Here is a 25,817-nt window from a genome sequence, read left to right as displayed (position 1 = left end):
CGGCGACGCCCGTCGCCCGGGTGCTCAGGTCCTCATCGCCCGCACCAGCCGCAGGTAGTGGCTCCAGTCCCAGTGGCGCCCCGGATCGGTGTGGTCGGCGCCCGGTACCTCCGAATGCGCGATGATGTGCCGGCGGTCCACCGGAATCCCGTACCGCGCACAGATCGCGGCCGTCAGCCGCGCCGAAGACCGGTACATCGCCTCGGTGAACGAGGCGGGCACATCCACGTACCCCTCGTGCTCGATGCCGACGCTGCGCTCGTTGTAGGCACGGTTGCCCGCGTGGAAGGCCACGTCCAGCTCCCGGACCATCTGCGTCACCTGCCCGTGCTTGCCCACGACGTAGTGTGCGGAAGCCCGGTGCGCGGGATCCCTGAACACCTTCAGCGCCATCGCGTCGCTGCCCTGCACGACATGGATCACGACCCGGTCGATGCGGTAGTCGGATGGCCGGTCCGCCCGCCGGTAGTTCGCGGGGGAGGCCGCGGCCCACCGTGCGCCCGGGTAATCGACCACACCCGGCGTGCGCGGCTTGTCGACGCCCGGCAGCCGCCACCACAGGTGCCCCAGCTCGCCCCTGGCCAGCACCGCGGCCCCGACCGCGGTACCCACCCCGCCCAGGAGCAGCGCCCGCCGTCCCACCCGCCGGTCGGTGTCCTTGCCGGGACCCCCGGTGCTCCGTGTACCTGCCGTGCTGCCCATGTGGTCGTCAACGCATACTCACGAGCTTCCGGTTCCCCGGTGCCCTTACCCTGGTACGGCTATGACTCAGACACCCCAGCGCCCCCTCCGTGTACTTGCCGCCATGTCCGGCGGGGTGGACTCCGCCGTCGCCGCCGCCCGGGCCGCCGAGGCCGGGCACGATGTGACCGGTGTGCACCTGGCACTCTCCGCCAACCCGCAGTCCTTCCGTACCGGGGCGCGCGGCTGCTGCACCATCGAGGACTCCCGTGATGCCCGCAGGGCGGCTGACGTCATCGGAATCCCCTTCTACGTCTGGGACCTGGCCGAGCGGTTCCGTGAGGACGTGGTGGACGACTTCGTCGCGGAGTACGAGGCCGGCCGCACTCCCAACCCGTGTCTGCGCTGCAACGAGAAGATCAAGTTCGCGGCGCTGCTCGACAAGGCGCTGGCGCTCGGGTTCGACGCCGTCTGCACCGGTCACTACGCCACTGTCGTGGTGAACGAGGACGGCACCCGCGAGATGCACCGCGCATCCGACATGGCCAAGGACCAGTCGTACGTGCTCGGCGTGCTCGACGAGCGTCAGCTGGCGCACGCTATGTTCCCGCTCGGTGACACCCTCACCACCAAGGACGAGATCAGGGCCGAGGCCGAGCGCAGGGGCCTGGCCGTCGCCAAGAAGCCCGACAGCCATGACATCTGCTTCATCGCGGACGGCGACACCCAGGGCTTCCTCGCCTCCCGCCTCGGCGGCAGGGCGGAGGGCGACATCGTCGACGAGTCCGGTACGAAGGTGGGCAGCCACGACGGCGCCTTCGGTTTCACCATCGGCCAGCGCAAGGGTCTGCGCATCGGCCACCCCGCGGCCGACGGCAAGCCCCGCTACGTCCTCGACATCTCCCCGGTGAACAACACCGTGACGGTAGGACCCGTCGAGGCGCTGGACGTCACCGCGCTCACCGCCGTCAAGCCCCGCTGGTGCGGCGATGCCCCGGCCGGCCCGGGTGCCTACACCGCCCAGCTGCGCGCCCACGGCGGCGAGACCGAGGTGGGCGCGGAGCTGGTCGGCGACGAGCTCAGGGTCTCCTTCGCCGAGCCGGTCAGGGGCGTCGCCCCCGGGCAGGCGATCGTGCTCTACGACGGCACACGGGTCGTAGGCTCGGCCACGATCGCCACCACCGAACGGGCGGCCGCCTCTCAGACCACCTCGGTGTCGTAGAAGCAGAAGTGGTCCTTGATCTCGGCGACCCCGGACTTCGGTTCGGAGTACGCCCAGACCAGGTCGGCGGCGCCCGCCAGCGACCAGTACGAGGCGTCCCCCTTGAACGGACAGTGCGTCCGTGTGTCCGACGGGGTCAGCAGGTCGGTGCGCACGTCCGCCGGCGGGAGGTAGTAGCGAACCGGCAGCCCGGTCTCATGCAGCAGCAGCGGACGACGGCTTTCCGCGAGGACCTGCCCGTCGCGGACAGCCCTGACGTGTGCCGTGCCCTGCTCGATGGTGATGCGGTGTCCAGTGGTCATGTCTGGTTCAGCACGTACAGGCCGGAACTTCTTCCCCGGGGCGGCCCTCTACCGTGGACCGCATGAACATCTGTGTTTTCCTCTCCGCAGCCGACCTGGACGAGCGCTACACCCGCCCGGCCCGTGAATTCGCCGAACTGATCGGCAAGGGCGGGCACACCCTGGTGTGGGGCGGGTCCGAGAGCGGGCTGATGAAGGTCGTCGCCGACGGAGTGCAGCAGGCGGGCGGACGGCTCGTCGGCGTGTCCGTCGACTTCCTGGCGGCCAAGGCGCGCACCGACGCCGACGAGATGGTGATCGCGGCCGATCTCGCGGAACGCAAGGCGCTCCTGCTCGCCAGGGCCGACGCAGTAGTGATCATGGTGGGCGGGACGGGGACGCTCGACGAGGCCACCGAGATCCTGGAGCTGAAGAAGCACGGGAGGACCACCAAGCCGGTGGTGCTGCTGAACACGGCGGGCTTCTACGACGGCCTCAAGCAGCAGTTCCAGCGGATGGAGGACGAGGGCTTCCTGCCGGTACCCCTGACTGACCTGGTCTTCTTCGCCGAGGACGGGGTGGCGGCGCTGGCCTACCTGGAGGAGTCGCAGGGCGTGCAGTGATGCGACCATGGGGCACATGGCTACTCATGTGATCACCGGTGCGGGTTCCGGCATCGGCGCGGCTGTCGCGCGCCGTCTCCACGAGCGCGGCGACGACCTCGTCATCGTGGCGCGCGACGCGGGCCGGGCCAGGGAGATCGCCGGCCGGTATCCGGGCGCCGGCACCCTCGTCGCCGACCTCGCGAACCCCGATCGCATCTCCTGGGCTCTCGGCAAGCAGGCCCTGCCCGAGCGGGTTGACTCACTGCTGCACATCGCGGGTGTCGTGGACCTCTCGCCGGTCGCCGAACTCCGGCCTCCGACCTGGCACGCGCAGCTCAACACCAACCTGATCGCGCCCGCCGAACTGACCCGGCTGATGCTGCCCCAGCTCCGTACCGTCCACGGGCAGGTGATCTTCGTGAACTCCGGCGCGGGGCTCAGCGCCCATGCCGACTGGGCCGCCTACGCCGCCTCGAAGCACGGACTGAAGGCTCTGGCCGACGCACTGCGCCAGGAGGAACACGGCAATGGCGTGCGCGTGACGTCCGTCTACCCGGGGCGCACAGCCAGTCCCATGCAGGCCAAGGTGCACTCGCAGGAGGGCAAGGAGTACCGGCCGGAGGGTCTGATCGACCCGGAGTCGGTGGCCACGACGATCCTGATGGCGCTGGATCTGCCGCGCGACGCGGAGGTCAATGACCTGACGGTGCGGCCGGGGCGCTGAGGGCTCTTCTATTCGGCCAGCACGGCCTGCGCCGCGGAATTGACCAGGTCGCCGATCCAGCCGACCGTGACAATCCCGTACTTGGCCTCGACGATCGACATCTGATCGAGGGCGAGGTCGTCCACGTGATCGTAGAGCGATGCGGGGAGGGCGGTCCGGTGCAGTTCATGACCGGTTCGTGCGTCCAGTACGAGTAGGTGGGCAGTGCCCGATCCTCCGTTCCGTCGTATGGCCATGGGGGTGCGGTACTGCGCCACGTACACCCGGCCGTCGGTGGTCCGCGGAATGCCGAACTCGAGGCCCTTGGACGCTTTGCGGGTCCAGAGCGCCTTGCTGCTGCTGTCGGCGCTCACCTGTCGTCCGGTGAGCGACCGGTTCTCGTCGGAGCCCAGCAGAAGCAGGCCGTCACTGCGGCCGGCGCCGCGCGGGGTCACATCGTGCGAAAGCGGCGTCTCACGGGTCCGGGGCTCAGCACCTGAGACGTCGGTGGTGATCAGCGCCCCTCCCAATGTCAGCGTGGCCAACGTGTGGGCCCCGAGGCGCCGGTAGCCGATCGCCTCCTCGTCGACATGCCACCGGGTGCTGCCGGTGGCCGGGTCCACCCCGAACAGCACCTCCGCATGCTCGCTGTCCCGGGAGCAGTCGTTGGCGTCGATCGCTTCCACACCGTCCAGGCCTACGAGGGTGCGTTGGTCCCACGCCTTGCATCCCTTGGGTGGGGCGACCGACCAGAGCCGCTTTCCCCCGCGCGTCGAGAGAGCGGTCAGCTGATCCGTCCGACTGACGAACAGGGTGTCACCGCTGACCCAGACACGATTGCCGGAATCCCGCGTGCTGCCCGGGACCTCGGCATGCCAGCGCGGCTTCCCGCTGTGAAGATTCACCGCAACGGCGAGCCCGTCCTCGTACCAGAGGAAGGCGGTGTCATTGGAGACCCACTCGGTTATCAGAGCGGTGTCCTCGCGCCCGTAGTGCCAGTACTCCTTGCCGGTACGGACGTTGTCCGCTGTGATGCCGTCGTTCCGTTCCTTGAGGAGCAGGCCGCCGACGATTCCGACCGGCGGGCTGCCGAGGCGAGCCTGCACACGGTCGGGTCGCAGCGGCGCACCGCTGCCGAGCGCCGCCGGGAAGTCGCCGTGCGGCCCGCTCGTCTGCTCGTGATAGCGGGTGAGGTAGGTATACGTCTGCCAGCCGCCGATGGCGAGGGCGATGACGACCAGGACGGTGGTCAGTTTGATCCACTCGGCCCGGAACCAGGCCGCCGCGGCGCGCGCGGACTCGGCCGGAGAGCGCCGGGGGACGACCCATTGCCGGTTCGTGGGGGGCGGGGCTTCGGCCTCTTCGGCGTCGGCGGACTTCCATGTCCAGCCGTCCATCTTGTCGTTCATCGGTCTCCCCCGAGAATGTGAAGTTCTGCGTGATGCTAGACCCGCTCACTGACAGTGACCGGGGCGCCCCCGCCCGCGTCGGCGGGCACTCTCGTACCCTTCGTGGGTGAGCGAGAAGAGCAAGTTCAGCTGGGGTCAGGCCACCGGAATCGGTTCGATGCCGGGCGGTGACGCAAGGGAGACCGCCAAAACGGTGGCGGGGTCGTTCGAGGGCTTTCCGTATCTGGCCGAGCTGCCCGCCCGCGGGCCGGGCGCCGACATGACGGGCCGGACCATCGGACTGCTCGTCGAGATGTACGCCCATGTGGAGCCCAGCGGCTGGCGGGTCAGCGACCGGCCGGGCCGGGACACCCGGCGCGGCCGATCCTGGCTGGGCGAGGACCTCGACGCGCTCGAGGAGTTCACCCAGGGGTACGAAGGACCGCTCAAGGTGCAGGCCGTAGGGCCGTGGACGCTTGCCGCGAACCTCGAACTGCGGGGCGGCGAGGCCGCGCTCGGGGACCCGGGCGCCTGCCGGGACCTGGCCGGATCGCTCGCCGAGGGGCTGCGCGGGCATCTCGCCGATGTGCGCCGCCGGGTGCCGGGCGCTCAGGTGGTGCTGCAGCTCGATGAGCCGTCACTCGTCGCGGTACTGCGCGGACACATCAGGACGGCGAGCGGTTACCGTACCCACCGGGCCGTCGACCGTCAGATCATCGAGGACACCCTGCGCGAGGTGATCGCGGTCAACGACGGTCCGGTGATCGTGCATTCCTGCGCGACCGACGTGCCGTTCGCGCTGCTGCGACGGGCCGGCGCCGCCGGTGTCTCGTTCGATTCCGGCCTGCTCACCGAGCGTGATGACGACGTCATCGGTGAGGCGGTGGAAGGCGGACTTCAGCTCTTCGCCGGAATCGTGCCCGGCACTGACACCGCATTGTCAGACCCTGCCGGTAGCGTCATGGGTATCAGGACGCTGTGGCGCAGGCTGGGGCTGAATCCTGGGACTCTCGCGGAGTCCCTCGTACTCACCCCTTCGTGCGGGCTGGCGGGCGCTTCACCCGCGTATGCCCGTGCGGCCCTCGCTCATTGCGCCCGCGCGGCAAGGTCGCTCGCGGACAACCCTGAGTGACGGGCTGAGTTTCATCAACGGGAGGACGAGACGGTGGCTGTCGAACAGCAAGGTGTGCCCGCGGAGGCACGGGAGAACCACGCCCAGCTGGCCGAGCAGATCGAGGAGCACCGCTTCCGGTACTACGTGAAGGACCAGCCGGTCGTCAGTGACGCCGAGTTCGACACGCTGCTGCGGTCGCTGGAGGCCATCGAGGAGGAGCACCCGGAGCTGCGGACCCCGGACTCGCCGACCCAGAAGGTCGCGGGGGCGTACGAGACGGAGTTCACCTCCGTGCAGCACCGCGAAAGGATGCTGTCGCTGGACAACGCCTTCGACGACGAGGGACTCGCCACCTGGGCCGACCGGCTCGCGAGGGACGTCGGCTCCGCCCGGTACCACTTCCTCTGCGAGCTCAAGGTGGACGGCCTCGCGGTCAACCTCACCTATGAGAACGGCAGGCTGACCCGCGCAGCCACCCGCGGTGACGGCCGCACCGGCGAGGACATCACACCCAACGTCCAGACCATCGCGGACATCCCGCACCGGCTGAAGGGCGAGCGCATCCCGGCCCTCGTCGAGGTCAGGGGCGAGGTGTACTTCCCGATGGAGGCCTTCGAGGGGCTCAACGCCCGGCTGGTCGAAGCGGGTGACAAACCCTTCGCCAACCCGCGCAACGCGGCGGCCGGTTCGCTGCGGCAGAAGGACCCCAAGGTCACCGCGAGCCGCCCGCTGCACATGGTGGTGCACGGCATCGGCGCCCGCGAGGGCTTCGACATCGACTGTCTCTCGCATGCCTATGAGCTGCTCCACGAGTGGGGACTGCCGACAGCCAAGCACAACAAGGTCGTCGGTGACCTCGCGGGCGCCAGGGACTTCATCGCGTACTTCGGCGACAACCGTCACTCCGTCGAGCACGAGATCGACGGAGTCGTCATCAAGCTGGACGAGATCCCCCTCCAGGGGCGGCTCGGATCCACCTCCCGCGCGCCGCGCTGGGCGATCGCCTGGAAGTACGCGCCCGAGGAGGTCAACACCAAGCTGGTGAACATCCGGGTCGGCGTGGGGCGCACGGGCAGGGTCACGCCCTATGCCCAGGTCGAACCGGTCACCGTGGCCGGTTCCGAGGTCGAATTCGCCACCCTGCACAACCAGGACGTGGTCAAGGCCAAGGGAGTGCTCATCGGCGACACGGTGGTGCTGCGCAAGGCCGGCGATGTCATCCCGGAGATCCTTGGCCCGGTCGCCGACCTGCGCGACGGCAGCGAACGGGAGTTCGTGATGCCGGCCGAGTGCCCCGAGTGCGGGACGGCGCTGCGCGCCATGAAGGAGGGTGACATCGATCTCCGTTGCCCCAATTCACGTTCCTGCCCGGCTCAGTTGCGTGAGCGGCTGTTCTATCTGGCCGGGCGTAAGTCCCTGGACATCGAGAACTTCGGCTATGTGGCAGCGGCCGCGCTCACCCAGCCACTGGAGCCTGCCGAGCCACCGCTGAGGGACGAGAGCGATCTCTTCGATCTCACCATCGAGCAGTTGCTTCCGATCCGGGCATACGTCCTCGACCAGGACAGCGGGCTGCCCAAGCGGGACCCGAAGACAGGTGAGGAGAAGATCGCCACGGTCTTCGCCAACCAGCAGGGTGAGCCGAGGAAGAACGCCCTCGCGATGCTGGACAACATCGCCGCGGCCAAGGAGCGGCCACTCGCCCGGATCATCACCGGCCTTTCGATCCGTCATGTCGGCCCGGTCGCAGCCGAGGCGCTGGCCCGCGAGTTCCGCTCGATCGAACGCATCGAACAAGCGGACGAGGGGGAGCTGGCCGCCGTCGAGGGGGTCGGACCGACCATCGCCGCCTCGCTGAAGCAGTGGTTCGAGGAGGAATGGCACCGCGAGATCCTTCGCAAGTGGCGGGCGGCAGGGGTCCGGATGGAGGACGAGGGCGGTGAGGACCAGGGGCCCCGGCCGCTGGACGGGCTGACTGTGGTCGTCACCGGAACGCTGGAGCACCACACCCGGGATGGCGCGAAAGAAGCGCTCCAGGGCCTCGGAGCGAAGGTCACCGGCTCCGTTTCCAAGAAAACCGCCTTTGTGGTGGTGGGGGACAGCCCGGGTTCGAAGTACGACAAAGCGATGCAGTTGAAGGTTCCGGTACTCAACGAGGAAGGGTTCGCTGTGCTGCTCGAACAGGGGCCCGACGCGGCCCGTGAGGCTGCTGTGCCGCCTGCGGAGTAGCCGGGCAGGCGATCAGGCTCAAGCTCACCCGTACGGCGCATAGCAGATGGTTACGGATGCCCGGGTCGCATTCGGGCAAGACCTGTAGAGCGCTGCCCGTCGGGGCCATCCGCGGCCTACTGTTGAGGGGTGCGCCTGCCGTGCACGGCTGCGTGATGGTTTCCAGTCGTGGTGGCATGGCAAAGGGCCATCGCGTGGCATGGGCACTGCCGGCTGTGAGAGGGACGGGCATGAATCCGACCGAGAGGGCCGACGCGGACTCGCGAATGCGCGGCTTCGGGCACCTGGCATCGCAACTGCCCGCCTTCCCCGGGGTGGTGGGCGCGGCCGCCCTCGTCCTGGCGGGCGGCCTCTGTCACGCCGTGCGGGCCGACCGAGCGCTGTTCCCCGATGGCGGCACCGGCTGGGCGCTGGCCGTGCTCACCGGCATCATCGTCGGGCATCTGGTCGCGCTCGGCCGCGACCGCTGGTGGGGCGGCACCGGTTCGGGTGCCTCGCTGACCCTGGCCGTGCTGCTGCTCTACGGCTGGATGCCGGCCGTGCTGGTCAGCCTTGCCGTGGTCGTGCTGGTCGGGGCGGCTCGCAGCCATCGCTGGCGACAGGGGCTGCTGCACGGATCGTCGGACATCCTGGGCATCGGCGCCGCCGCGCTCGTGCTCGCCGCATTCGGCGAGACGCCGACCGTGCAGAACCCCTGGCGGCCACTCGACTGGGGTATCGGTTCCGCGCTGGAAGTCGCACTTGCCGCCGCGGCCTATCTGACCGTCACCCGGGTGCTGCTCTGGTCCGCGCTCGTGCCCCAGGGCGGCGGACTTCCGACGGCTGCCCGTACGGCTCTGACCAGACAGGGCCTCGTCGGCGTCGCGCTCCTGGGGATCGCCCCGCTGATCTGTGTGGTCGCGATGTCGGTTCCGGTGCTGCTGCCGCTCTTCGCGGTACCGCTGATCGCGCTGGACTCCACGCTCTGGATCGCCAGAGCCAGGGCGGAGGAGCAACTGCGTGACCCGCTGACAGGACTGCCCAACCGTCAGTGGCTGCTCGAGAGGACCTGGGCAGCGCTCGAGGACGCGGAGCGGGGCGGCTTACGCTCCGCACTGGTGCTGATCGATCTCGACCGGTTCCGTTCGGTCAATGACACCCTCGGTCACCTCGCAGGTGACCGGTTGCTCCTGCAGATCGCGGACCGGCTGCAGTTGGCGCTGCCGCGTGGAGCGGAGGCCGCGCGGCTGGGCGGTGACGAATTCGCGGTGCTGCTGCCCACGGCCGACTCGGCGACCAGCGTGATGCGGATCGCCCGTCATCTGGTGGCCGAACTGGGGTCGCCGCTCGACCTCGACGGACTGACGCTGGTGCTCGAGGCGAGCGCCGGCGTCGCTGTCTTCCCAGACCATGCGCTGGACGCCGAAGGCCTGCTGCGGCGGGCGGATGTGGCGATGTACCAGGCGAAGCGCGACCGCACCGGTGTCGAGGTGTACGAGTCCAAGCGCGACTCCAACACCCCTGACCGTCTCGGCCTGCTGGGCGATCTCCGGCGCGCGCTGGACGCGGGTGACGTGGAGCTGCACTACCAGCCGAAGGTCCAGTTCGACGGTCAGGTGGCGGGACTCGAGGCGCTGGTGCGCTGGGTGCACCCCGAGCGCGGCACGGTACCGCCGGACGAGTTCATCGCGATCGCCGAGTCGTCCGGGCTGATGCCGCATCTGACGGAGTACGTGCTGGAGACCGCGCTCGCCCAGGTCGCGGTGTGGCGGGAGCAGGGGCTGAAGGTCCCGGTGGCCGTCAACGTCTCGCCGCGCGATGTCCACACGCCGGGTTTCGCCGGCGCGGTAGCGGCGCGGCTGGCCCGGCACGGAGTGCCCCCGGGAGCGCTCCAACTGGAGATAACCGAACATGTCCTCCTCGAGGATCCGCAGCGGGCCGCCGACACACTGGCCGGTCTCACCGCCCACGGCGTGAAGATGTCACTGGACGACTTCGGGACCGGTTATTCCTCGCTGGTCCACCTGCGCCGGCTACCGGTGAGCGAACTGAAGATCGACCGTTCTTTCGTGGCCCGTCTCGCCGTGGACAACGAAGACGCCGAGATCGTCCGCTGCACCATCGACCTGGCCCACTCGCTGGGGCTGGTCGTCGTGGCCGAGGGCGTGGAGGACGACGTGACCTGGGAGCGTCTGCGCGATCTGCGCTGCGATGCGGTCCAGGGCTGGCTGGTGGCGGCCGCGATGCCTCCGGAGGAGGCCACCGCCTGGCTGCTGGCGCGTGGGTCGCGCGGGTGGCAGCGGCCGGCGGAGCTCGCCGCAGCGGCCGCGGCGGCGGAGAAGGAGAAGCGGCCGTCCGCCCAGATAGTTCTGCACAGCAGGCCGGGCGGACCCCCGCAACCACGTTAGTAGTAGCTCTCCGGGCACTGCCCTCCGGCACGGGCCTGCCGTGCAGTGGCAGGCCGGTGATGAGCGAGGCGGACAGCGGAAATGGCCCCGCGCGGTGAATCCGTTTAGTGGACTGCGCACTGCGCCCCATAGGATTGGGCCAAAACCCGCACACTCACCCCCAGAGGATCGCTGCATGCCTGGCATTACGCGCGAGGAGGTTGCTCACCTCGCACGGCTGGCACGTCTGGAGCTGAAGGACGAAGAGCTTGATCACTTCGCCGGACAGCTCGATGACATTCTCGGCGCGGTAGCCCGCGTTTCCGAGGTTGCCGACCAAGATGTTCCGCCGACGTCTCATCCGCTGCCGTTGACGAATGTCATGCGGGCGGACGAGGTTCGTCCTTCGCTCACTCCGGAGCAGGCGCTCTCCGGTGCTCCGGCTCAGGAGCAGCGGCGTTTCAAGGTGCCGCAGATTCTGGGGGAGGACTAAGCCGTCATGAAGGACAGTACAGACAGCACGGACAGCATTATCAGGCTCACTGCGGCTGGGACGGCTGCGAGGATTGCCTCGGGTGAGTTGTCGGCGGTCGAGGTGGCCGAGGCTCATCTGGCGCGGATCGAGGCGGTGGACGAGAAGGTTCACGCGTTTTTGCATGTGGACCGTGAGGGTGCGCTGGCGCAGGCGCGTGCGGTGGATGCGAAGCGGGAGCGGGGTGAGAAGCTCGGTCCGCTGGCCGGGGTTCCGCTCGCTCTCAAGGACATCTTCACGACGAAGGGTGTGCCGACCACGGTCGGTTCGAAGATCCTCGAGGGGTGGCTTCCGCCGTACGACGCGACGCTGACGCAGCGGTTGAAGGCCGCTGATGTGGTGATCCTCGGCAAGACCAACATGGACGAGTTCGCGATGGGCTCGTCCACCGAGAACAGCGCCTACGGCCCCACTGGCAACCCCTGGGACCTCACCCGTATCCCCGGCGGTTCGGGCGGCGGCTCCAGCGCCGCGCTCGCTTCATACCAGGCGCCGCTGGCGATCGGTACGGACACCGGCGGCTCGATCCGCCAGCCCGCAGCCGTCACCGGCACCGTCGGCGTCAAGCCGACCTACGGCGCCGTCTCCCGCTACGGCATGGTGGCGTTCTCGTCCTCCCTCGACCAGGGCGGGCCGTGCGCGCGTACGGTGCTGGACACAGCTCTGCTGCACGAGGTCATCGCCGGCCATGACCCGCTCGACTCGACGTCCATCGACGCACCGGTCCCGCCGGTCGTCGAGGCCGCACGCAACGGCTCGGTGACCGGAATGCGGGTCGGCGTCGTCAAGCAGTTCCGCGGTGAGGGCTATCAGGCCGGTGTCATCCAGCGCTTCGACGAGTCCGTCGAGCTCCTCAAGGCGCTGGGCGCCGAGATCGTGGAGCTGGACTGCCCGTCGTTCGACCTGGCGCTTTCGGCCTATTACCTGATCGCTCCGTCGGAGTGCAGTTCGAACCTGGCCCGTTTCGATGCCATGCGGTACGGGCTGCGGGTGGGTGACGACGGGACGAAGTCGGCCGAGGACGTCACCGCGCTGTCCCGTGAGGCGGGCTTCGGTGACGAGGTCAAGCGCCGCATCATCCTGGGTACCTACGCGCTCAGCTCCGGGTACTACGACGCGTACTACGGCAGCGCCCAGAAGGTCCGCACCCTCATCACGCAGGACTTCGAGAAGGCATTCGAGCAGGTCGACGTCATCGTCTCGCCGACCACGCCCACCACCGCCTTCCCGATCGGTGAGCGTGCCGACGACCCGATGGCGATGTACCTTGCGGACCTGTGCACCATCCCGACCAACCTGGCCGGCAACGCCGCCATGTCGTTGCCGTGCGGTCTGGCCCCCGAGGACGGACTCCCGGTCGGGCTGCAGATCATCGCCCCCGCCATGAAGGACGACCGGCTGTACAAGGTCGGAGCCGCCGTAGAGGCGGCCTTCGTGGAAAAGTGGGGGCACCCGCTGCTCGAGGAGGCTCCGTCGTTGTGAGTGCCATGACCAAGAAGGCCAAGAACTTCAAGAAGTCCAAGTCCGGCGTCTACCTGTCCCTCGGTACCACCGCCATGGGTGCACTCAGCGTCGCCAAGCAGGCCAAACTGGCCCGCAAGGAGAATGACACGCTGCGGCTGGTGGACGCCGCCGTCTCGGCTGCCGCGATCGTCACCGGGCTGGCGATTCTCTACCGCGAACTGAAGCGCCTGGGCGACGACGACGTCCTGCTGGGCTGAGAGGGAAAACTTCATCGTGACCGTCACTGAACTCGCGCCGTACGAGGAAGCCCTCGCGACGTACGACCCCGTCATGGGCCTCGAAGTCCATGTCGAGCTCGGCACCAGGACCAAGATGTTCTGCGGCTGTTCGACCGAGCTGGGTGCCGAGCCCAACTCGCAGACCTGCCCCACCTGCCTCGGCCTGCCCGGCTCGCTACCGGTCGTCAATGCGATCGGCGTGGAGTCCGCAGTCAAGATCGGCCTCGCGCTGAACTGCGAGATCGCCGAGTGGTGCCGTTTCGCCCGGAAGAACTACTTCTATCCGGACATGCCGAAGAACTTCCAGACCTCCCAGTACGACGAGCCGATCGCCTTCAACGGTTATCTGGACGTCCAGCTGGAGGACGGCGAGGTCTTCCGGGTGCAGATCGAGCGCGCCCACATGGAGGAGGACACCGGCAAGTCGTTGCACGTCGGCGGCGCCACCGGCCGTATCCACGGTGCGTCCCATTCGCTGCTCGACTACAACCGTGCCGGTATCCCGCTCATCGAGATCGTCACCAAGCCGATCGAGGGCGCCGGCGAGCGGGCCCCCGAGGTGGCGAAGGCGTACGTCGCGGAGCTGCGCGAACTCATCAAGGCGCTCGGCGTCTCCGAGGCGCGGATGGAGCAGGGCCAGATGCGCTGCGACGTGAACCTGTCGCTGCGTCTGCACGGTGTCGAGAAGCTGGGCACCCGCTCGGAGACGAAGAACGTCAACTCGCTCCGTTCGGTGGAGCGTGCCGCCCGTTTCGAGATCCAGCGGCACGCGGCGGTGCTGAACTCCGGCGGCTCGATCGTGCAGGAGACCCGGCACTTCCACGAGGAGGACGGCTCGACCACGGCCGGCCGCATCAAGGACAACGCCGAGGACTACCGGTACTTCCCGGAGCCCGACCTGGTCCCCGTCGCGCCGGCGCGCGACTGGGTCGAGGAGCTGCGGGCCGGACTGCCCGAGATGCCGCGGGCTCGCCGGAACCGGCTGCGCGAGGAGTGGGGCGTTTCCGAGTTCGACATGCAGTCGATCCTCAACGCCGGCGCCATCGCTCCGATTGTCGCCACGATCGAGGCAGGCGCCCCCGCGGACCAGGCCCGCAAGTGGTGGATGGGCGAGCTGGCCCGTAACGCCAACGAGTCCGGTCGTGAGCTCACCGCGCTGCCGATCACGCCCGAGCAGGTCGCCCGGGTTTCCGCGCTCGTCGCGTCCGGTGACCTCAACGACAAGCTGGCGCGCCAGGTCATCGATGGAGTGCTCGCCGGTGAAGGCGGTCCGGACGAGGTCGTGGACAAGCGCGGCCTGAAGGTCGTATCGGACGACAGCGCGCTGGGGGCCGCGGTCGACGAGGCGATCGCCTCGAACGCGGCGATCGCCGACAAGATCCGCAGCGGCAAGGTGGCGGCTGCGGGCGCACTGGTCGGAGCGGTCATGAAGGCCACCCGGGGACAGGCCGACGCGGCACGGGTGCGCGAGCTGATCCTGGAGAAGCTCGGGGCCGAGGGCTGACCGAAGCCCGTCCCGGCACACCCCTGGGGCGGCGTACCAGCTGGTACGCCGCCCCAGGGCGTTTTCTTTGAATCAGCCGGAGCAGCACCGCGAAGGCGGCAGCCACCGGCCCACCTCCACGGAGCACCCCCTGAACACCCTCTCCGCGGAGATCGTCTCCGCAGCCCTGCTGCTCGCCGTACTCGCCTTCGCCGTCGCCCGCCCGCAGGGCCGCCCCGAGGCAGCCGCAGCTGTCCCAGCGGCCGCGCTCGTCGTCGGCCTCGGAGCCGTCTCGCCGTCCGAGGCCTGGGAGCAGACACGCACCCTGCTGCCGGTGGTGGGCTTCCTCGCGGCGGTGCTCGTGCTTTCCCAGCTCTGCGCCGACGACGGGCTGTTCGCGGCAGCCGGCGACTTCGTGGCGCGGCTCTGCGTGGGGCGGCCGGTGCGGCTGCTCGGCGGGGTGTTCGGCGTCGCGGCGGTCGTGACCGCCGTACTGAGCCTGGACGCCACCGTGGTGCTGCTCACCCCGGTGATCTTCGCGACGGCCGCGCGGGTCGGCGCCCGTCCGCGCCCGCATGTCTATGCCTGTGCCCATCTCGCCAACTCGGCCTCCCTGCTGCTGCCGGTCTCCAACCTCACCAACCTGCTGGCGTTCACCGCGAGCGGCCTGAGCTTCAGCCGGTTCGCCGGGCTGATGGCGCTGCCCTGGCTGGCCGCCATCGCCGTCGAGTACCTGGTCTTCCGTCGCTTCTTCGCCACTGATCTGGCGGCGGGCGCCCATGCGCCCGATGCGGCTGAACGGACCAGGACGCCGGTTTTCACCCTGGTGGTGGTCGGGCTGACGCTGGCCGGTTTCGTGCTGACCTCGTTCGCGGGCGCTGAACCGGTGTGGGCCGCCCTCGCCGGCACCCTGGTGCTCGCGGTCCGCGCCCTGCTGCGGAAACGGACCACCGCAACGGCGCTGGTGCGCGACGCCAACCCGTTCTTCTGCCTCTTCGTCCTGGCACTGGGCGTCGTGGTTAAAGCGGTCGTCGACAACGGGCTCGGCGACGGCATCGGACGGCTGCTGCCGGACGGCGCCTCGCTGCCGGCGCTGCTCGCGGTGGCCGGGGTGGCGGCCGTGCTGGCCAATGTCATCAACAACCTGCCGGCGATCCTGGCGCTGCTGCCGGTGGTGGGCCCCGCCGGCCCCGGGCCCGTCCTTGCCGCGCTGATCGGGGTGAACATCGGCCCCAATCTGACCTATGTCGGATCGCTCGCCACGCTGCTGTGGCGCCGGATCATGAACGAACACGGGAGCGAACCGGAGCTCGGAACCTTCTCGCGGCTCGGTCTGCTGACCGTGCCGGCGACCCTGGCCGTCTCGGCGGCGGCGCTCTGGGGGGCGCTGTCCGTGATCGGGGTGTGACAAAGGCAGGGCCCGGGTGCGCCGGGGCCGCGGTGGTGCACCGGGCCCTGCCGGGCCCCCGCACTAACGCGCCCTGAGATCGCCCCTCAGCTGCTCCATCTCGCGCCTGTCCCGCTTGGTGGGCCGTCCGGCACCCCGATCACGCACCGGGACGTCGACCGTGGCCTCGCGCGGCGGTGGCGGCGGGCTGTTGTCGACGTAGCATTCCGCGGCGACCGGCGGGCCGACCCGCTTGCGCACCAGGCGTACTACCTTGACGATCCGCTCGCGGCCGGCATGGAACAGCCGGACCTCGTCGCCCACCTGCACTCCGTGGGCCGGTTTGACGCGCTCGCCGTTCAGCCGGGCATGTCCGGCGCGGCAGGCCGCGGCGGCCTGCGAACGAGTCTTGGTGAGGCGCACCGACCAGATCCAGGTGTCCAGCCGTACGGTCCCCTCTTCTGCAGCCATGCCCCGACCCTACGGCTGCGGACGCCTCTGTGACTAACCTCATGAACTGGTCAATTGATCATTTTTTGATGACACAGTGACCCATCACAGGTCATGTGCTCCTTACGGGCTGTTCCCGGTCAAGGTCCACGAATCCCCAGGGAGCAGTCCGTTGGCAGCCATCGCCCGGTGGTGCATCAGGCACCGACTTCTCGCCGTTGTGCTCTGGCTCCTCGCTCTGGGGGGCACGGCGGCCGCCGCCGCGTTCGCCGGATCCGCCTACTCCAACGACTACGAGGCGCCGGGTACCGAGTCCGGCCGGGCCACCGCCCTGCTCGACAAGGGCTTCCACGGCCGGGGCGGCGACAGTGACACCGTCGTCTGGCACACGGACCACGGCAGCGTCCGGGCGTCCGGCGTCGTCCAGCGGATGACGCAGACCCTGAACCGGATCGACGGCCTCCCCGGGGTCGCGTCCGTCGGTGCGGCGCACATCAGCGGGGACGGCCGCACCGCGTACGCCACGGTCACCTTCACGGCGCAGGCCGACGAGGTCCCGGTGGACCGGGTCGAGGCCGTCGTCGACACCGCGAAGGCGGCGCAGGCACACGGACTGCGGGTCGAACTCGGGGGCAGCGCGATCGCGCTCACCCAGACGACCAGTGCGCACACCAGTGAGATCGCGGGCGTCGCGGTCGCCGCCGCGGTCCTCTTTCTGGCGTTCGGTTCGTTCGCCGCCAGTCTGCTGCCCATCGCCACCGCGCTCGTGGGGGTGGGCACCGCGTACGCCGGGATCGGACTGCTCGGTCACGCCATGACCGTCGCCGACTTCGCCCCGATGCTCGGGATGCTGATCGGGCTCGGGGTCGGTATCGACTACGCCCTGTTCATCGTGACCAGACACCGCAAGGGACTGCGCAGCGGGCTCTCCGTCACCGAGGCCGCCACTCGGGCGGTGAGCACCACAGGGCGCGCGGTCGTCTTCGCCGGCGCGACGGTGTGCATCGCGCTGCTCGGGATGCTGATCCTGAACCTGAGCTTCCTCGACGGTGTCGCGGTCGCCGCCTGCCTCACCGTGCTGCTTACCGTGGCCGCCTCGGTGACCCTGCTGCCCGCCCTGCTGTCGTTCATCGGCACCCGTGCGCTGAGCCGCCGGGAGCGGCGCACACTCGCCGAACACGGCCCGCGGCCGGAACTGCCCACCGGGCTCGCCGCCCGGTGGTCGGCGTTCGTGGAGCGGCACCCCAAGCTGCTGGGTGCGCTGGCGGCCGCGATGATGCTGGTCCTCGCGCTGCCGACGTTCGGTCTCCACCTGGGCACATCAGATCAGGGCAACAGCCCGCAGGGCACCACCACTCGGCAGGCCTACGATCTGCTCGGTGAGGGGTTCGGGCCGGGCGCCAACGGGCCGCTCACCCTGGTGGCCCGGCTCGAAGGCCCGGGGGACCGGATCGCACTTGGCCGGCTGCCCGTGCTGCTCCGCGGTACCGCGGATATCGCATCGGTCAGCCGCATCACCTACAACGGCAGCGGCGACACCGCCGTACTCACCGTCGTCCCGGACTCGGCTCCGCAGTCGAGCAGGACCAGCGATCTCGTCGACCGGCTCCGTGAGGATGTCCTGCCGGGGGTGGAGAGCGGCACGTCGCTCGATGTCCATGTCGGTGGCGTCACCGCGAGCTACGACGACTTCGCTCAGGTCATCGTGGGCAAGCTGCCGCTCTTCATCGGTGTGGTCACCGGGCTCGGCTGTCTGCTGCTGCTCTTCGCCTTCCGGTCGGTAGGCATTCCGGTCAAGGCCGCGGTCATGAACGTGGCGGCCGTGGCCTCGGCCTTCGGTGTGGTGACCGCGGTCTTCCAGTGGGGATGGGGGAGCGAACTGCTCGGGCTCGGCAGAGCGGGCCCGATAGAACCGTTCCTGCCCGTGATCATGGTTTCGGTCCTCTTCGGGCTCTCCATGGACTACCAGGTCTTCCTGGTGAGCCGGATGTACGAGGAGTGGCTGGAGACCGGTGACAACCGGCGCGCTGTGCGGGTCGGCCTCGCCGAGACCAGCCGAGTGATCAACTCGGCGGCCGTGATCATGATCTCGGTCTTCCTGGCCTTCGTCCTCAGCGGCGACCGGGTGATCGCCATGTTCGGCATCGCGCTCGCCGCGGCTGTCGCACTCGACGCCTTCGTCCTCCGCACTCTTCTGGTGCCGGCCCTGATGCATCTGCTGGGCGGTGCCAACTGGTGGCTGCCCGGCTGGCTGGACCGGCGTCTGCCGCGCCTCAGTATCGAGCCCCCCGGACGCAGGTCCCGTGGGAAGATTCCCGGACAGCCGACGACGGTGGCCGAGGAGATGCATGTACGCGATATCGCTGGGTGAGGGCGCGGAGCTGGGTCCTCTGGAACCCTGGCAGGCCGAGGAGTACCTCGCACACCTGGACCGGGGGCGGGAGTACATCGGCGAGTACATCGCCCTCGCCGAGATCGCACCCGACCTGGAATCGGCCCGTGCCTTCCTCCGGTCGTACGCGGAGAAGCAGGCCGCCGACACGGGCAGGATCTACGGCATCCGGCTCGACGGCGTCCTGGTCGGCGGAGTGCTCTTCCCGAACTTCGACGCGGCGACGGGGGTCTGTGAGGTGGGCTGCTGGCTCGAGCCCGCCGGGACCGGCCGCGGCCTGGTCACACGTGCGGCCCGGGTCATCATCGACTGGGCGGTGGAGGCCCGGGGAATGCACCGCGTCGAATGGCGGGCCTCCTCGACCAACAAGGCCAGCACCAGCGTCGCCGAGCGGCTGGGCATGGTGCACGAGGGGACGCTGCGGGAGAACTATCCGTATCGGGGGATACGGCATGACACGGAGGTCTGGGCGGTCCTGGCACCCGGATGGAGGGCTCACAGGGAGCGTTAAGGCGGCTCTCAGAAAGGCCCCCTAGCGTGCGGCGCATGAACGCCACCACCAAGCCCGACACGACCGACGACTCCGCCGCCGCCCAGGTGCAGGCCGCCGAGGCCGAGGGGGCCGCGGCTGAGGCGGCCGCGGAGGACGCCGACATCACAGATGACGCCGCCGCCGAAGAGGAAGCAGAAGGCACGCCGCAGGAGACCGATGTTCCCGGTGCACGCAGGTCCGGGATCGGCGCGGGCGCGGCTGCGGTCGTCGCCGCAGCACTCGGGTTCGTAGCCATCAGCGGCAGCTGGATGGGCAAGGTGCTCTCCGAGCGCGAGACCTTGTCCGGCCAGATGAAACTCTCCCAGGGCGCCTCCGCCTCGCAGCAGATCCACGAGGTCTACGGCGACTCATGGCACACCACCGCCCTGGTCAACGGTGTGTTCGCGCTGCTGGCACTCCTCGTCGGCCTGGCCGTGCTGGCCGTGCCGTCCTTCACGGCGCCCGGCCGGACGCAGGCAGTCTGGGTACGCGCCGTCGCATGGGGCGCCGTCGCCCTCGCCGTCATCGGCGTGGTGATCTCCCTGGGCATGTACTTCGACCTGTTCGCCGCCCTGCCGAGCGCTCCCGCCTCGGCTCCTGCGCCGACTCAGTAACACCAGCCGCACCACTAAGGCACCCCGAGGGGGCCCTGGGCCGTACGTAAGCACCCGCCTACGCCGCCTAAGGCCCCCTTCGCCATGAGGATGCGGCAGTCGCCCGATGTGGCGCACCCCCCTGGGAGACCAGAGTTGAGGCATCGAGAGAAAGCCGCAACCGGCCTTCACCACAGGGGAGAACACGATGTTCGAGTACGAGTTGCACAAGACGCAGGCCGCCGACCTCATCCGTGAGGCCGAGGCCCAGCGGCTCGTCGCTGAGGCGCGCAAGGCCCGGCGGGCGGCCCGCCGGTCCAGGAAACTCGAATCGCAAGGGCCGGTGAGTTCACTGCGGGCCCGGTTCGTGCGCGCCGCCTGATGAAGAGCGCGCAGGCGGCCGGCCCGCTGACGAACGGACTCCCGGCGAGCGGCATCCGGATATCGGGTGCCGCTCCGCCGGTGGGCTGTGCGATGCTCGGGCCTGTGGAGTTCAAGTCCGTCAGCCCGGTATTCGTCGGTCGCGCAGCTGAGCTGACCGTTCTCCGCGATGCGCTCACCCGCGCCGCTGCGGGAGACCCTCAGGCGCTGGTGATCGGCGGTGAGGCCGGGGTCGGCAAGACCCGGCTGGTCGAGGAGTTCCTCGGCGAGGCGTGCCGCCGTCAGTCCGTCGTGGCGGTGGGCGGCTGCGTGGAGATCGGCGCCGACGGTCTGCCCTACGCTCCCTTCTCCACCGCCCTGCGCGAGCTGCGCCGGCACCTTCCCGACGAGATGGCCGAGGCCATCGAGGGCCAGGAGGGCGAACTGGCCCGGCTGCTGCCGGAGCTGGGCGACACCACCCGCCAGGCGCACCACGAGGACAGCACTGCCAGGCTCTTCGAGCTGACCGTCCGGCTTCTGGAGCGGATAACCGCCGACCGCACCGTCGTGCTGATCCTGGAGGACCTGCACTGGGCGGACGCGTCCACACGGCATCTGCTCTCCTACCTCTTCCGTACGCTCAGCAGAGGGCGGCTCGTCCTGGTCGCCACCTACCGCGCCGATGACATACACCGCCGCCACCCACTGCGCCCGCTGCTCGCAGAGCTGGACCGGCTGCGCACGGTACGGCGCGTTGAACTGGCCCGCTTCACACGCGGCGAGGTACACCGCCAGCTGACCGGCATCCTGGCTGCCGAGCCCGCTCCCTCTCTGTCCGAGGAGATCTTCACCCGGTCCGACGGCAACGCCTTCTTCGTCGAAGAGCTGGCCGTCTGCAGCGGAAGCTGCGCGGTATCCGGCATCAGCGACTCACTGCGCGATCTGCTGCTCGTCAGGGTCGAGGCGCTGCCCGAGGACGCGCAGCGCGTGGTGCGTTTTGTCGCCGAAGGCGGCTCGACCGTCGAATACCCGCTGCTCGCGGCGGTCACCCGGCTGGCCGAGGACGATCTCATCGAGGCGTTGCGGGCCGCCGTCGGCGCCAACATCCTGATCGCCACCCCGGACGGCGACGGCTACCGGTTCCGCCACTCGCTGGTACGCGAGGCGGTCAGCGACGATCTGCTGCCGGGCGAACGCTCACGGATCAACCGGCGCTGCGCCGAGACCCTGGAGGCCGACCCCACGCTCGTCAGGCCCGACGCGCGCACCACCAGGCTCGCCGGTTACTGGTACTACGCCCATGACGCCGCGAAGGCCCTGCCCGCCGTTCTCCTGGCCTCGGCCGAGGCGCGGCAGCGACATGCCTACTCCGAACAACTGCGCCTGCTGGAAAGGGCGATGGAGGTCTGGGACACCGCACCGTCCGGGGTGCGGGAAGCGCTGCGGCCGATGGACTACGCGGACGCCTATCCCGCCTGCGGCTGCGAACCGGAAACCGCGCTGCGCTATCTCGACCTGCTCGCCGAAGCCGCGGTGGCTGCGCGCTTCTGCGGTGAGCGCGAGCGCGCGCTGAAGATCACCAAGAAGGGGCTGCGCATCATCGAATCCGGTGCGGACGACCCTCTTCGCGCCGCCTGGTTCTGGACCGAGCGCGCCAAACTGGTGCAGACGCTGGCCCGTGGCGACGGCTGGACCGAGATAGCCACCGCTCAGGAGCTGGTACGTGGGCTGCCGCCATCGGCCGTGCACGCCCAGGTGCTCGCCACCGCCGCCGGCTGGGGGATGCTCCACGAACCGGGCCCGGACAGCCTGGCGGCCGGCGAACGTGCGGTGGACTACGCCCGCCTGGTCAAGGCGGAGGACATCGAGCTCAACGCCCGGCTCACCCTCGGCAGCCTGATGGTCGACTCCGGTGACGTTGAGGACGGCCTCGCCACGATGTACGCGATCAGGCAGAGAACCGCGGAGCTCGGCCTGGTCAGCGAGAACTGCCGCGCCCATACCAACCTGGCGTCGAACCTGGAGTCCGTCGGCCGCTCCAGCGAAGCGGTAGTGGTCGCCACGGAGGGCGCCGAAGTCACCCGCAGGTACGGGCTGCGCGACCAGGAGGCCTGGGTCGTCGCCAATCTGGGGGAGTCCCTTTTCGCACTGGGCCGCTGGGACGATGTCATTGTCTGTGTGGAGCAGGTGCTTCGCGCGGCGCTGAGTGCCAAACCGCGCGGCAATGCCACCCTGCGGCTGGCCGAACTCGCACTGGCCCGCGGCGAGACGGACACGGCCATCAGGCATCTGGAGGCCGCCAAGGAGCATTTCGGCACCCATGACCCGATGCCCCAGCACTCCATCCCCCTCGCCCGCTGCGCCCTGGGTGTCGCGGCCGCGCACGGGCGCATCGACAACGCCAGGGCCGAACTCGTCCGCGCGGTGGAGACCGGTTTTCCACCGGGCACCCAGCGGTACGCCTGGCCCCTGCTGCTCGCAGCCGCCACCTATGAGGCGAACACCCGGGGGCTGCCCTCGGCGGAACCCGGTCGTGACGAGGCCGTGGCCCTGATCCGGTCGACGGCCAAGCGCCTCGCCACCCCGGTACCGCTCTGGCATGCCTATGCACTGCATGTCGCCGCCGAACTGGAACGTGCCGCGGGCCAGGACCGGCCGGACAGCTGGGCCGAGGCCGCCACTGCGCTGGAGCCCCTGGAGCGGCCGTACGAACTCGCCAAGACCCGACTGCACTGGGCCGGTGCGCTTCTCGGCCGGGGCTCCGACCGGGAAAAGGCAGCCGGCCTCCTTCGCCTCTGCCATGCCACGGCCGACCGGCTCGGTGCCCGGCCGCTCCGTGAGGAGACCGAGCTGCTCGCCCAGCGCGCCCGGATCTCTCTCACCGATGCTCCGGCCCCGTCCGGTCCGGCCTCGGCGGCAGACACCGGCGCCGCACCTGCTGACGACGGCTTCGGTCTCACCAGCCGTGAGCGGGACGTGCTGAGCCTGGTCGCGGCAGGACGCACCAATCGTCAGATCGCTGAAGAACTGTTCATCTCACCGAAGACGGCCAGCGTCCACGTGTCCAACATCCTCGCGAAACTCGGCGTCACCGGCCGCGGTGAGGCGGCGGCGATCGCACACCGGTTGCACCTCTTCACCGGTGCCGTCAGGGAAGCCGAGGCCGCGTCTCCGGCCGGATGACCACTTTCCCGGAGGCGAGATCTATCGGTCCACGGCCCGGGTCGTTGTCATTGATGTCGACCCGGGACAGCTCCAGTCGCTTGTTCTCGTCCTCGGTGTGCTTGCGTCCCGGTGTGAACAGTTCCTCGATCAGGTTGAACATCCAGACCCCCTGTCCAGGCCCCGACGGTGAGATACCGCTTTCAGCGTAAGCCCGGTCACTTCACCTCCAGCTCGAGAATCCGGTCGTCGCCGGGGCCGGGTGTCCCGCGTGAATCCGTCTCGCTGGTGACCAGCCACAGCTTGTTCCCGCCGGCGGACACAACCGTGCGCAGCCGCCCGTACGTGCCCTGAAGGAACGCCTGTGGTGCGGCCGCGGGCCGGTCGCCGTTCAACGGGATCCGCCAGAGCCGCTCGCCACGGAGACCGGCCATCCAGATGGACCCCTCGGCGTAGGCGATGCCGCTCGGTGAGGCCTCTGAGGTCCTCCACTCCTCCACCGGATCGACGAAGCCCGCCTGCCCCTTCTTGCCCTCCACGACGGGCCAGCCGTAGTTCTTGCCGGGCTTGATGAGATTCAGCTCGTCCCAGGTGTCCTGGCCGAATTCGTCAGCCCACAGCCGGTTGTCCTTGTCCCAGGCCAGGCCCTGCACATTGCGGTGGCCCCAGGAGTAGACGACGGAGTCCGCCGAAGGATTCCCGTGCACCGGCCGCCCGTCGGGTGTCATCCGGAGGATCTTCCCGCCCAGTGCCTTCCTGTCCTGGGCCATGCCACGATCGCCTGTCTCGCCGGTCCCTGCGTAGAGCATTTTGTCCGGACCGAAGGCGATCCGCCCGCCGTTGTGGATCGTGCCCTTGGGGATGCCCTTGAAAATGGTGTCGGGCGCACCCAGCTGCCGCCCCGGCGGCTGCTTCTCGTCGTAGAACATCCGCGCTATCCGGTTGTCGGATGCGGTGGTGAAATAGGCGTAGACCAGATGATCTGTCGCATAGGACGGAGAGAGGGCGATCCCGAGCAGCCCACCCTCGCCCGCCGGTGCCACACCCGCCACCGATCCCAGCAGCGTCTTTTTGCCGCTTCGGGCGTCTACACGGGTGATGGTCCCCTTGTCCCGGGAGGAAACCAGCAGATCCCCCTCCGGAAGCAGGGCGACCCCCCAGGGCGAGTTGAGGCCCGTGGTGAGGGTCGACACCACCTTCACAGACCCCTTGGCGGGGGGAACATCGGATGCCGGTGAGGCCGCGGAGGAATGAGCACCGGGGCCACGACTCGCGGCCGGTGGCCCTCCGGTTTCCGGGGATGAGGAGCACCCGGCCACGGACAGGAGCACGGCGGCGGCCAAAGCGGCTGTCACAGCTGGACGTTGCACGGTTCTGGTCCCTTCGACGACGGCACAGCTACCTCTCTTACACCGCAGCAACGGCGGAGGTTCCCATTCGGTCCGGCCGGTCGCCCGGTCCTTCCGGTCGTTCCGCCCGGCCTTCCGCCGGCCCCCGCGGCCGGCCGTCCCGGTAGGCCGGCCTCGACCCGGCGGTCCCATTGCTCGCCCCCGGGTATCAGTCCCAGGAACCCTGGGCGGCCGGCAGCCCGGCGATCTCCCTGAGATCATCCGCCGTCGGCACGAGTTCCGCAGCCCGGGCGTTCTCCACCGCCCACTTCTCCCGCTTGGCCCCCGCCACCGGTACCACCTCGGGCCCCCTCCCCAGCACCCAGGCCAGGGCCACCTGTGCAGGCGTCGCCCCGTGCCGCTCGGCGACCCGGCGAAGCCCCGCCACGATCGGCTGGTTGGCGGCCATCATCTCGGCCGTGAACCGAGGGTGTCTGGCCCGTATGTCATCGGGCTCGAAGCCCTGCCCGGGGGTGAGCGTCCCGGAGAGGAACCCGTTTCCCAGAGGCATCGCGGCGAGGAAACCGACCCCACGCGCCCGGCACCAGGGCAGCAGCCTGTCCAGTGCCTCGGGCGACCACACCGAGAGCTCGGCCTCCACCGCGCTGACCGGGAAGACCTGCTGGACCCGCTCGAGCTGGCGGACGGTCACGTCGTAGAGCCGCGCCCCGGGGTGCCGCGAAGCCCGCGCACCCACCGCACAGAACCCGAGGGCCCGTACCTTTCCGGCGGTCACCAGATCGGCCATGGCGCCCCAGGTCTCCTCGACCGGCACCTCCGGGTCGGCCCTGTGCAGCTGATAGACATCGATCACATCGGTCTGCAGCCGCCGCAGAGAAGCGTCGCACGCTCTGCGTACATAGCCCGGGCGGCCGTTCGCGACGATGTGCTGATCGCCCACCAGCAGACCGCACTTGGTGGAGACGAACGCGTCCGCCCGACGCTCCTTCAGGATCCGCCCGAGCAGCAGTTCATTGGTGAAAGGGCCGTACATGTCGGCGGTGTCGAGCAGGGTGCAGCCGGCGTCGAGTGCAGCGTGCACCGTGCGCAGTGATCGGTCCCCCCGCTGCTGGGAGCCGGTGTAAGCCCAGCTCATCGGCATGCAGCCGAGCCCGATCGCACCCACTTCGAGCGCCGTCGCCCCGATTGTCCTGCGCTCCACGTGGCCGCATCCTCCCTCGTCGCGTCCCTCAAACTAACCTCCAGC

Annotated in this window: 23 protein-coding genes; 16 read left to right on the top strand and 7 right to left on the bottom strand. The window is 69.5% G+C overall.

What is annotated here, in order from left to right:
* Window positions 1-24: 24 nt before the first annotated feature.
* Entirely contained in the window at window positions 25-702 is a 678-nt protein-coding gene (locus OHS16_RS08410) for an N-acetylmuramoyl-L-alanine amidase (RefSeq protein WP_328536546.1), read from the bottom strand.
* Window positions 703-763: 61 nt separating this feature from the next.
* On the opposite strand from OHS16_RS08410, the gene mnmA reads away from it, so the two are divergent.
* Complete coding sequence (mnmA, locus tag OHS16_RS08405; RefSeq protein ID WP_328536545.1) at window positions 764-1,903, top strand: tRNA 2-thiouridine(34) synthase MnmA; 1,140 nt, start codon at window positions 764-766, stop codon at window positions 1,901-1,903.
* Here mnmA and OHS16_RS08400 read toward each other — a convergent pair.
* A complete protein-coding gene (locus tag OHS16_RS08400; RefSeq protein WP_328536544.1) occupies window positions 1,882-2,205 on the bottom strand; it encodes a DUF427 domain-containing protein in 324 nt (107 codons plus the stop codon). The two genes, mnmA and OHS16_RS08400, sit on opposite strands and share 22 nt — an antisense overlap.
* Window positions 2,206-2,267: 62 nt before the next feature.
* Between OHS16_RS08400 and OHS16_RS08395 the strand changes: the two genes are divergently transcribed.
* Both OHS16_RS08395 and OHS16_RS08390 read left to right on the top strand, forming a co-directional pair.
* Entirely contained in the window at window positions 2,268-2,807 is a 540-nt protein-coding gene (locus OHS16_RS08395; protein ID WP_328536543.1) for a TIGR00730 family Rossman fold protein, read from the top strand.
* Between the two features lie 16 nt (window positions 2,808-2,823).
* The gene (locus OHS16_RS08390) at window positions 2,824-3,513 is read left to right on the top strand and encodes an SDR family oxidoreductase (RefSeq protein ID WP_328536542.1); all 690 of its coding nucleotides are present in this window, start codon (window positions 2,824-2,826) and stop codon (window positions 3,511-3,513) included.
* An 8-nt stretch (window positions 3,514-3,521) separates the two neighbouring features.
* Here the strand turns inward: OHS16_RS08390 and OHS16_RS08385 are convergent, their stop codons facing one another.
* Window positions 3,522-4,901, bottom strand: coding sequence for an outer membrane protein assembly factor BamB family protein (locus OHS16_RS08385; RefSeq protein WP_328536541.1), 1,380 nt, complete (start codon window positions 4,899-4,901; stop codon window positions 3,522-3,524).
* A 106-nt stretch (window positions 4,902-5,007) separates the two neighbouring features.
* Here OHS16_RS08385 and OHS16_RS08380 point away from each other — a divergent pair, with 106 nt between their 5' ends.
* From OHS16_RS08380 to OHS16_RS08345, 8 genes are all read left to right on the top strand, one after another.
* Entirely contained in the window at window positions 5,008-6,012 is a 1,005-nt protein-coding gene (locus OHS16_RS08380) for a methionine synthase (protein WP_328536540.1), read from the top strand.
* 33 nt (window positions 6,013-6,045) lie between these two features.
* Window positions 6,046-8,223 (top strand): NAD-dependent DNA ligase LigA, encoded by a 2,178-nt coding sequence (gene ligA / locus OHS16_RS08375; RefSeq protein ID WP_328536539.1) that lies wholly within the window; start codon window positions 6,046-6,048, stop codon window positions 8,221-8,223.
* A 230-nt stretch (window positions 8,224-8,453) separates the two neighbouring features.
* Window positions 8,454-10,610 (top strand): putative bifunctional diguanylate cyclase/phosphodiesterase, encoded by a 2,157-nt coding sequence (locus tag OHS16_RS08370; RefSeq protein ID WP_328536538.1) that lies wholly within the window; start codon window positions 8,454-8,456, stop codon window positions 10,608-10,610.
* 175 nt (window positions 10,611-10,785) lie between these two features.
* A complete protein-coding gene (gene gatC, locus OHS16_RS08365) occupies window positions 10,786-11,082 on the top strand; it encodes an Asp-tRNA(Asn)/Glu-tRNA(Gln) amidotransferase subunit GatC (protein WP_266852761.1) in 297 nt (98 codons plus the stop codon).
* Between the two features lie 6 nt (window positions 11,083-11,088).
* Entirely contained in the window at window positions 11,089-12,603 is a 1,515-nt protein-coding gene (gatA, locus tag OHS16_RS08360) for an Asp-tRNA(Asn)/Glu-tRNA(Gln) amidotransferase subunit GatA (RefSeq protein WP_328536537.1), read from the top strand.
* Window positions 12,604-12,608: 5 nt separating this feature from the next.
* Window positions 12,609-12,842, top strand: a complete 234-nt coding sequence (locus OHS16_RS08355; RefSeq protein WP_328540761.1) for a hypothetical protein — start codon at window positions 12,609-12,611, stop codon at window positions 12,840-12,842.
* Window positions 12,843-12,858: 16 nt separating this feature from the next.
* On the top strand, window positions 12,859-14,367 hold the full coding sequence (gene gatB, locus OHS16_RS08350) for an Asp-tRNA(Asn)/Glu-tRNA(Gln) amidotransferase subunit GatB (RefSeq protein ID WP_328536536.1): 1,509 nt from the start codon (window positions 12,859-12,861) through the stop codon (window positions 14,365-14,367).
* A gap of 130 nt (window positions 14,368-14,497) precedes the next feature.
* Window positions 14,498-15,754: an SLC13 family permease gene (locus OHS16_RS08345; protein WP_328540760.1), complete on the top strand. Its 1,257-nt coding sequence runs from the start codon at window positions 14,498-14,500 to the stop codon at window positions 15,752-15,754.
* A 63-nt stretch (window positions 15,755-15,817) separates the two neighbouring features.
* Here the strand turns inward: OHS16_RS08345 and OHS16_RS08340 are convergent, their stop codons facing one another.
* Window positions 15,818-16,204, bottom strand: a complete 387-nt coding sequence (locus tag OHS16_RS08340; protein ID WP_328536535.1) for an RNA-binding S4 domain-containing protein — start codon at window positions 16,202-16,204, stop codon at window positions 15,818-15,820.
* Between the two features lie 151 nt (window positions 16,205-16,355).
* Between OHS16_RS08340 and OHS16_RS08335 the strand changes: the two genes are divergently transcribed.
* The 5 genes from OHS16_RS08335 (at window position 16,356) to OHS16_RS08315 (ending at window position 23,243) form a co-directional block, all read left to right on the top strand.
* Window positions 16,356-18,554, top strand: a complete 2,199-nt coding sequence (locus tag OHS16_RS08335) for an MMPL family transporter (protein WP_328536534.1) — start codon at window positions 16,356-16,358, stop codon at window positions 18,552-18,554.
* Entirely contained in the window at window positions 18,532-19,086 is a 555-nt protein-coding gene (locus OHS16_RS08330; RefSeq protein WP_328536533.1) for a GNAT family N-acetyltransferase, read from the top strand. Before OHS16_RS08335 ends, OHS16_RS08330 begins: the two co-directional genes overlap by 23 nt.
* 35 nt (window positions 19,087-19,121) lie before the next feature.
* Entirely contained in the window at window positions 19,122-19,721 is a 600-nt protein-coding gene (locus tag OHS16_RS08325) for a hypothetical protein (RefSeq protein WP_328536532.1), read from the top strand.
* A 187-nt stretch (window positions 19,722-19,908) separates the two neighbouring features.
* Window positions 19,909-20,082 carry a hypothetical protein gene (locus OHS16_RS08320; RefSeq protein ID WP_328536531.1) on the top strand — a complete coding sequence of 58 codons (174 nt, stop codon included), beginning with the start codon at window positions 19,909-19,911 and terminating at the stop codon, window positions 20,080-20,082.
* Between the two features lie 92 nt (window positions 20,083-20,174).
* Window positions 20,175-23,243 (top strand): helix-turn-helix transcriptional regulator, encoded by a 3,069-nt coding sequence (locus tag OHS16_RS08315; protein WP_328540759.1) that lies wholly within the window; start codon window positions 20,175-20,177, stop codon window positions 23,241-23,243.
* Here the strand turns inward: OHS16_RS08315 and OHS16_RS08310 are convergent.
* The 3 genes from OHS16_RS08310 to OHS16_RS08300 form a co-directional block, all read right to left on the bottom strand.
* Window positions 23,209-23,385, bottom strand: coding sequence for a DUF6191 domain-containing protein (locus OHS16_RS08310; protein ID WP_328536530.1), 177 nt, complete (start codon window positions 23,383-23,385; stop codon window positions 23,209-23,211). The two genes, OHS16_RS08315 and OHS16_RS08310, sit on opposite strands and share 35 nt — an antisense overlap.
* Window positions 23,386-23,440: 55 nt before the next feature.
* Window positions 23,441-24,577 carry a PQQ-dependent sugar dehydrogenase gene (locus OHS16_RS08305; RefSeq protein ID WP_328536529.1) on the bottom strand — a complete coding sequence of 379 codons (1,137 nt, stop codon included), beginning with the start codon at window positions 24,575-24,577 and terminating at the stop codon, window positions 23,441-23,443.
* Window positions 24,578-24,779: 202 nt separating this feature from the next.
* A complete protein-coding gene (locus OHS16_RS08300; RefSeq protein WP_328536528.1) occupies window positions 24,780-25,772 on the bottom strand; it encodes an aldo/keto reductase in 993 nt (330 codons plus the stop codon).
* Window positions 25,773-25,817: the final 45 nt, after the last annotated feature.

This window comes from Streptomyces sp. NBC_00344, from assembly GCF_036088315.1.
Lineage (GTDB): Bacteria > Actinomycetota > Actinomycetes > Streptomycetales > Streptomycetaceae > Streptomyces.
This window is presented reverse-complemented; position numbering and strand designations above follow the sequence as displayed.

Excerpts from the sequence above, each read along its gene's own strand:
- OHS16_RS08320 (WP_328536531.1), top strand. The coding sequence starts at position 19,909 with ATGTTCGAGTACGAGTTGCACAAGACGCAGGCCGCCGACCTCATCCGT.
- OHS16_RS08370 (WP_328536538.1), top strand. The coding sequence starts at position 8,454 with ATGAATCCGACCGAGAGGGCCGACGCGGACTCGCGAATGCGCGGCTTC.
- OHS16_RS08355 (WP_328540761.1), top strand. The coding sequence starts at position 12,609 with ATGACCAAGAAGGCCAAGAACTTCAAGAAGTCCAAGTCCGGCGTCTAC.
- OHS16_RS08330 (WP_328536533.1), top strand. The coding sequence starts at position 18,532 with ATGTACGCGATATCGCTGGGTGAGGGCGCGGAGCTGGGTCCTCTGGAA.
- gatC (WP_266852761.1), top strand. The coding sequence starts at position 10,786 with ATGCCTGGCATTACGCGCGAGGAGGTTGCTCACCTCGCACGGCTGGCA.
- OHS16_RS08310 (WP_328536530.1), bottom strand. The coding sequence starts at position 23,385 with ATGTTCAACCTGATCGAGGAACTGTTCACACCGGGACGCAAGCACACC.
- mnmA (WP_328536545.1), top strand. The coding sequence starts at position 764 with ATGACTCAGACACCCCAGCGCCCCCTCCGTGTACTTGCCGCCATGTCC.
- OHS16_RS08325 (WP_328536532.1), top strand. The coding sequence starts at position 19,122 with ATGAACGCCACCACCAAGCCCGACACGACCGACGACTCCGCCGCCGCC.
- OHS16_RS08315 (WP_328540759.1), top strand. The coding sequence starts at position 20,175 with ATGCTCGGGCCTGTGGAGTTCAAGTCCGTCAGCCCGGTATTCGTCGGT.
- OHS16_RS08410 (WP_328536546.1), bottom strand. The coding sequence starts at position 702 with ATGGGCAGCACGGCAGGTACACGGAGCACCGGGGGTCCCGGCAAGGAC.
- OHS16_RS08400 (WP_328536544.1), bottom strand. The coding sequence starts at position 2,205 with ATGACCACTGGACACCGCATCACCATCGAGCAGGGCACGGCACACGTC.
- OHS16_RS08385 (WP_328536541.1), bottom strand. The coding sequence starts at position 4,901 with ATGAACGACAAGATGGACGGCTGGACATGGAAGTCCGCCGACGCCGAA.
- OHS16_RS08390 (WP_328536542.1), top strand. The coding sequence starts at position 2,824 with ATGGCTACTCATGTGATCACCGGTGCGGGTTCCGGCATCGGCGCGGCT.
- gatA (WP_328536537.1), top strand. The coding sequence starts at position 11,089 with ATGAAGGACAGTACAGACAGCACGGACAGCATTATCAGGCTCACTGCG.
- OHS16_RS08340 (WP_328536535.1), bottom strand. The coding sequence starts at position 16,204 with ATGGCTGCAGAAGAGGGGACCGTACGGCTGGACACCTGGATCTGGTCG.
- OHS16_RS08395 (WP_328536543.1), top strand. The coding sequence starts at position 2,268 with ATGAACATCTGTGTTTTCCTCTCCGCAGCCGACCTGGACGAGCGCTAC.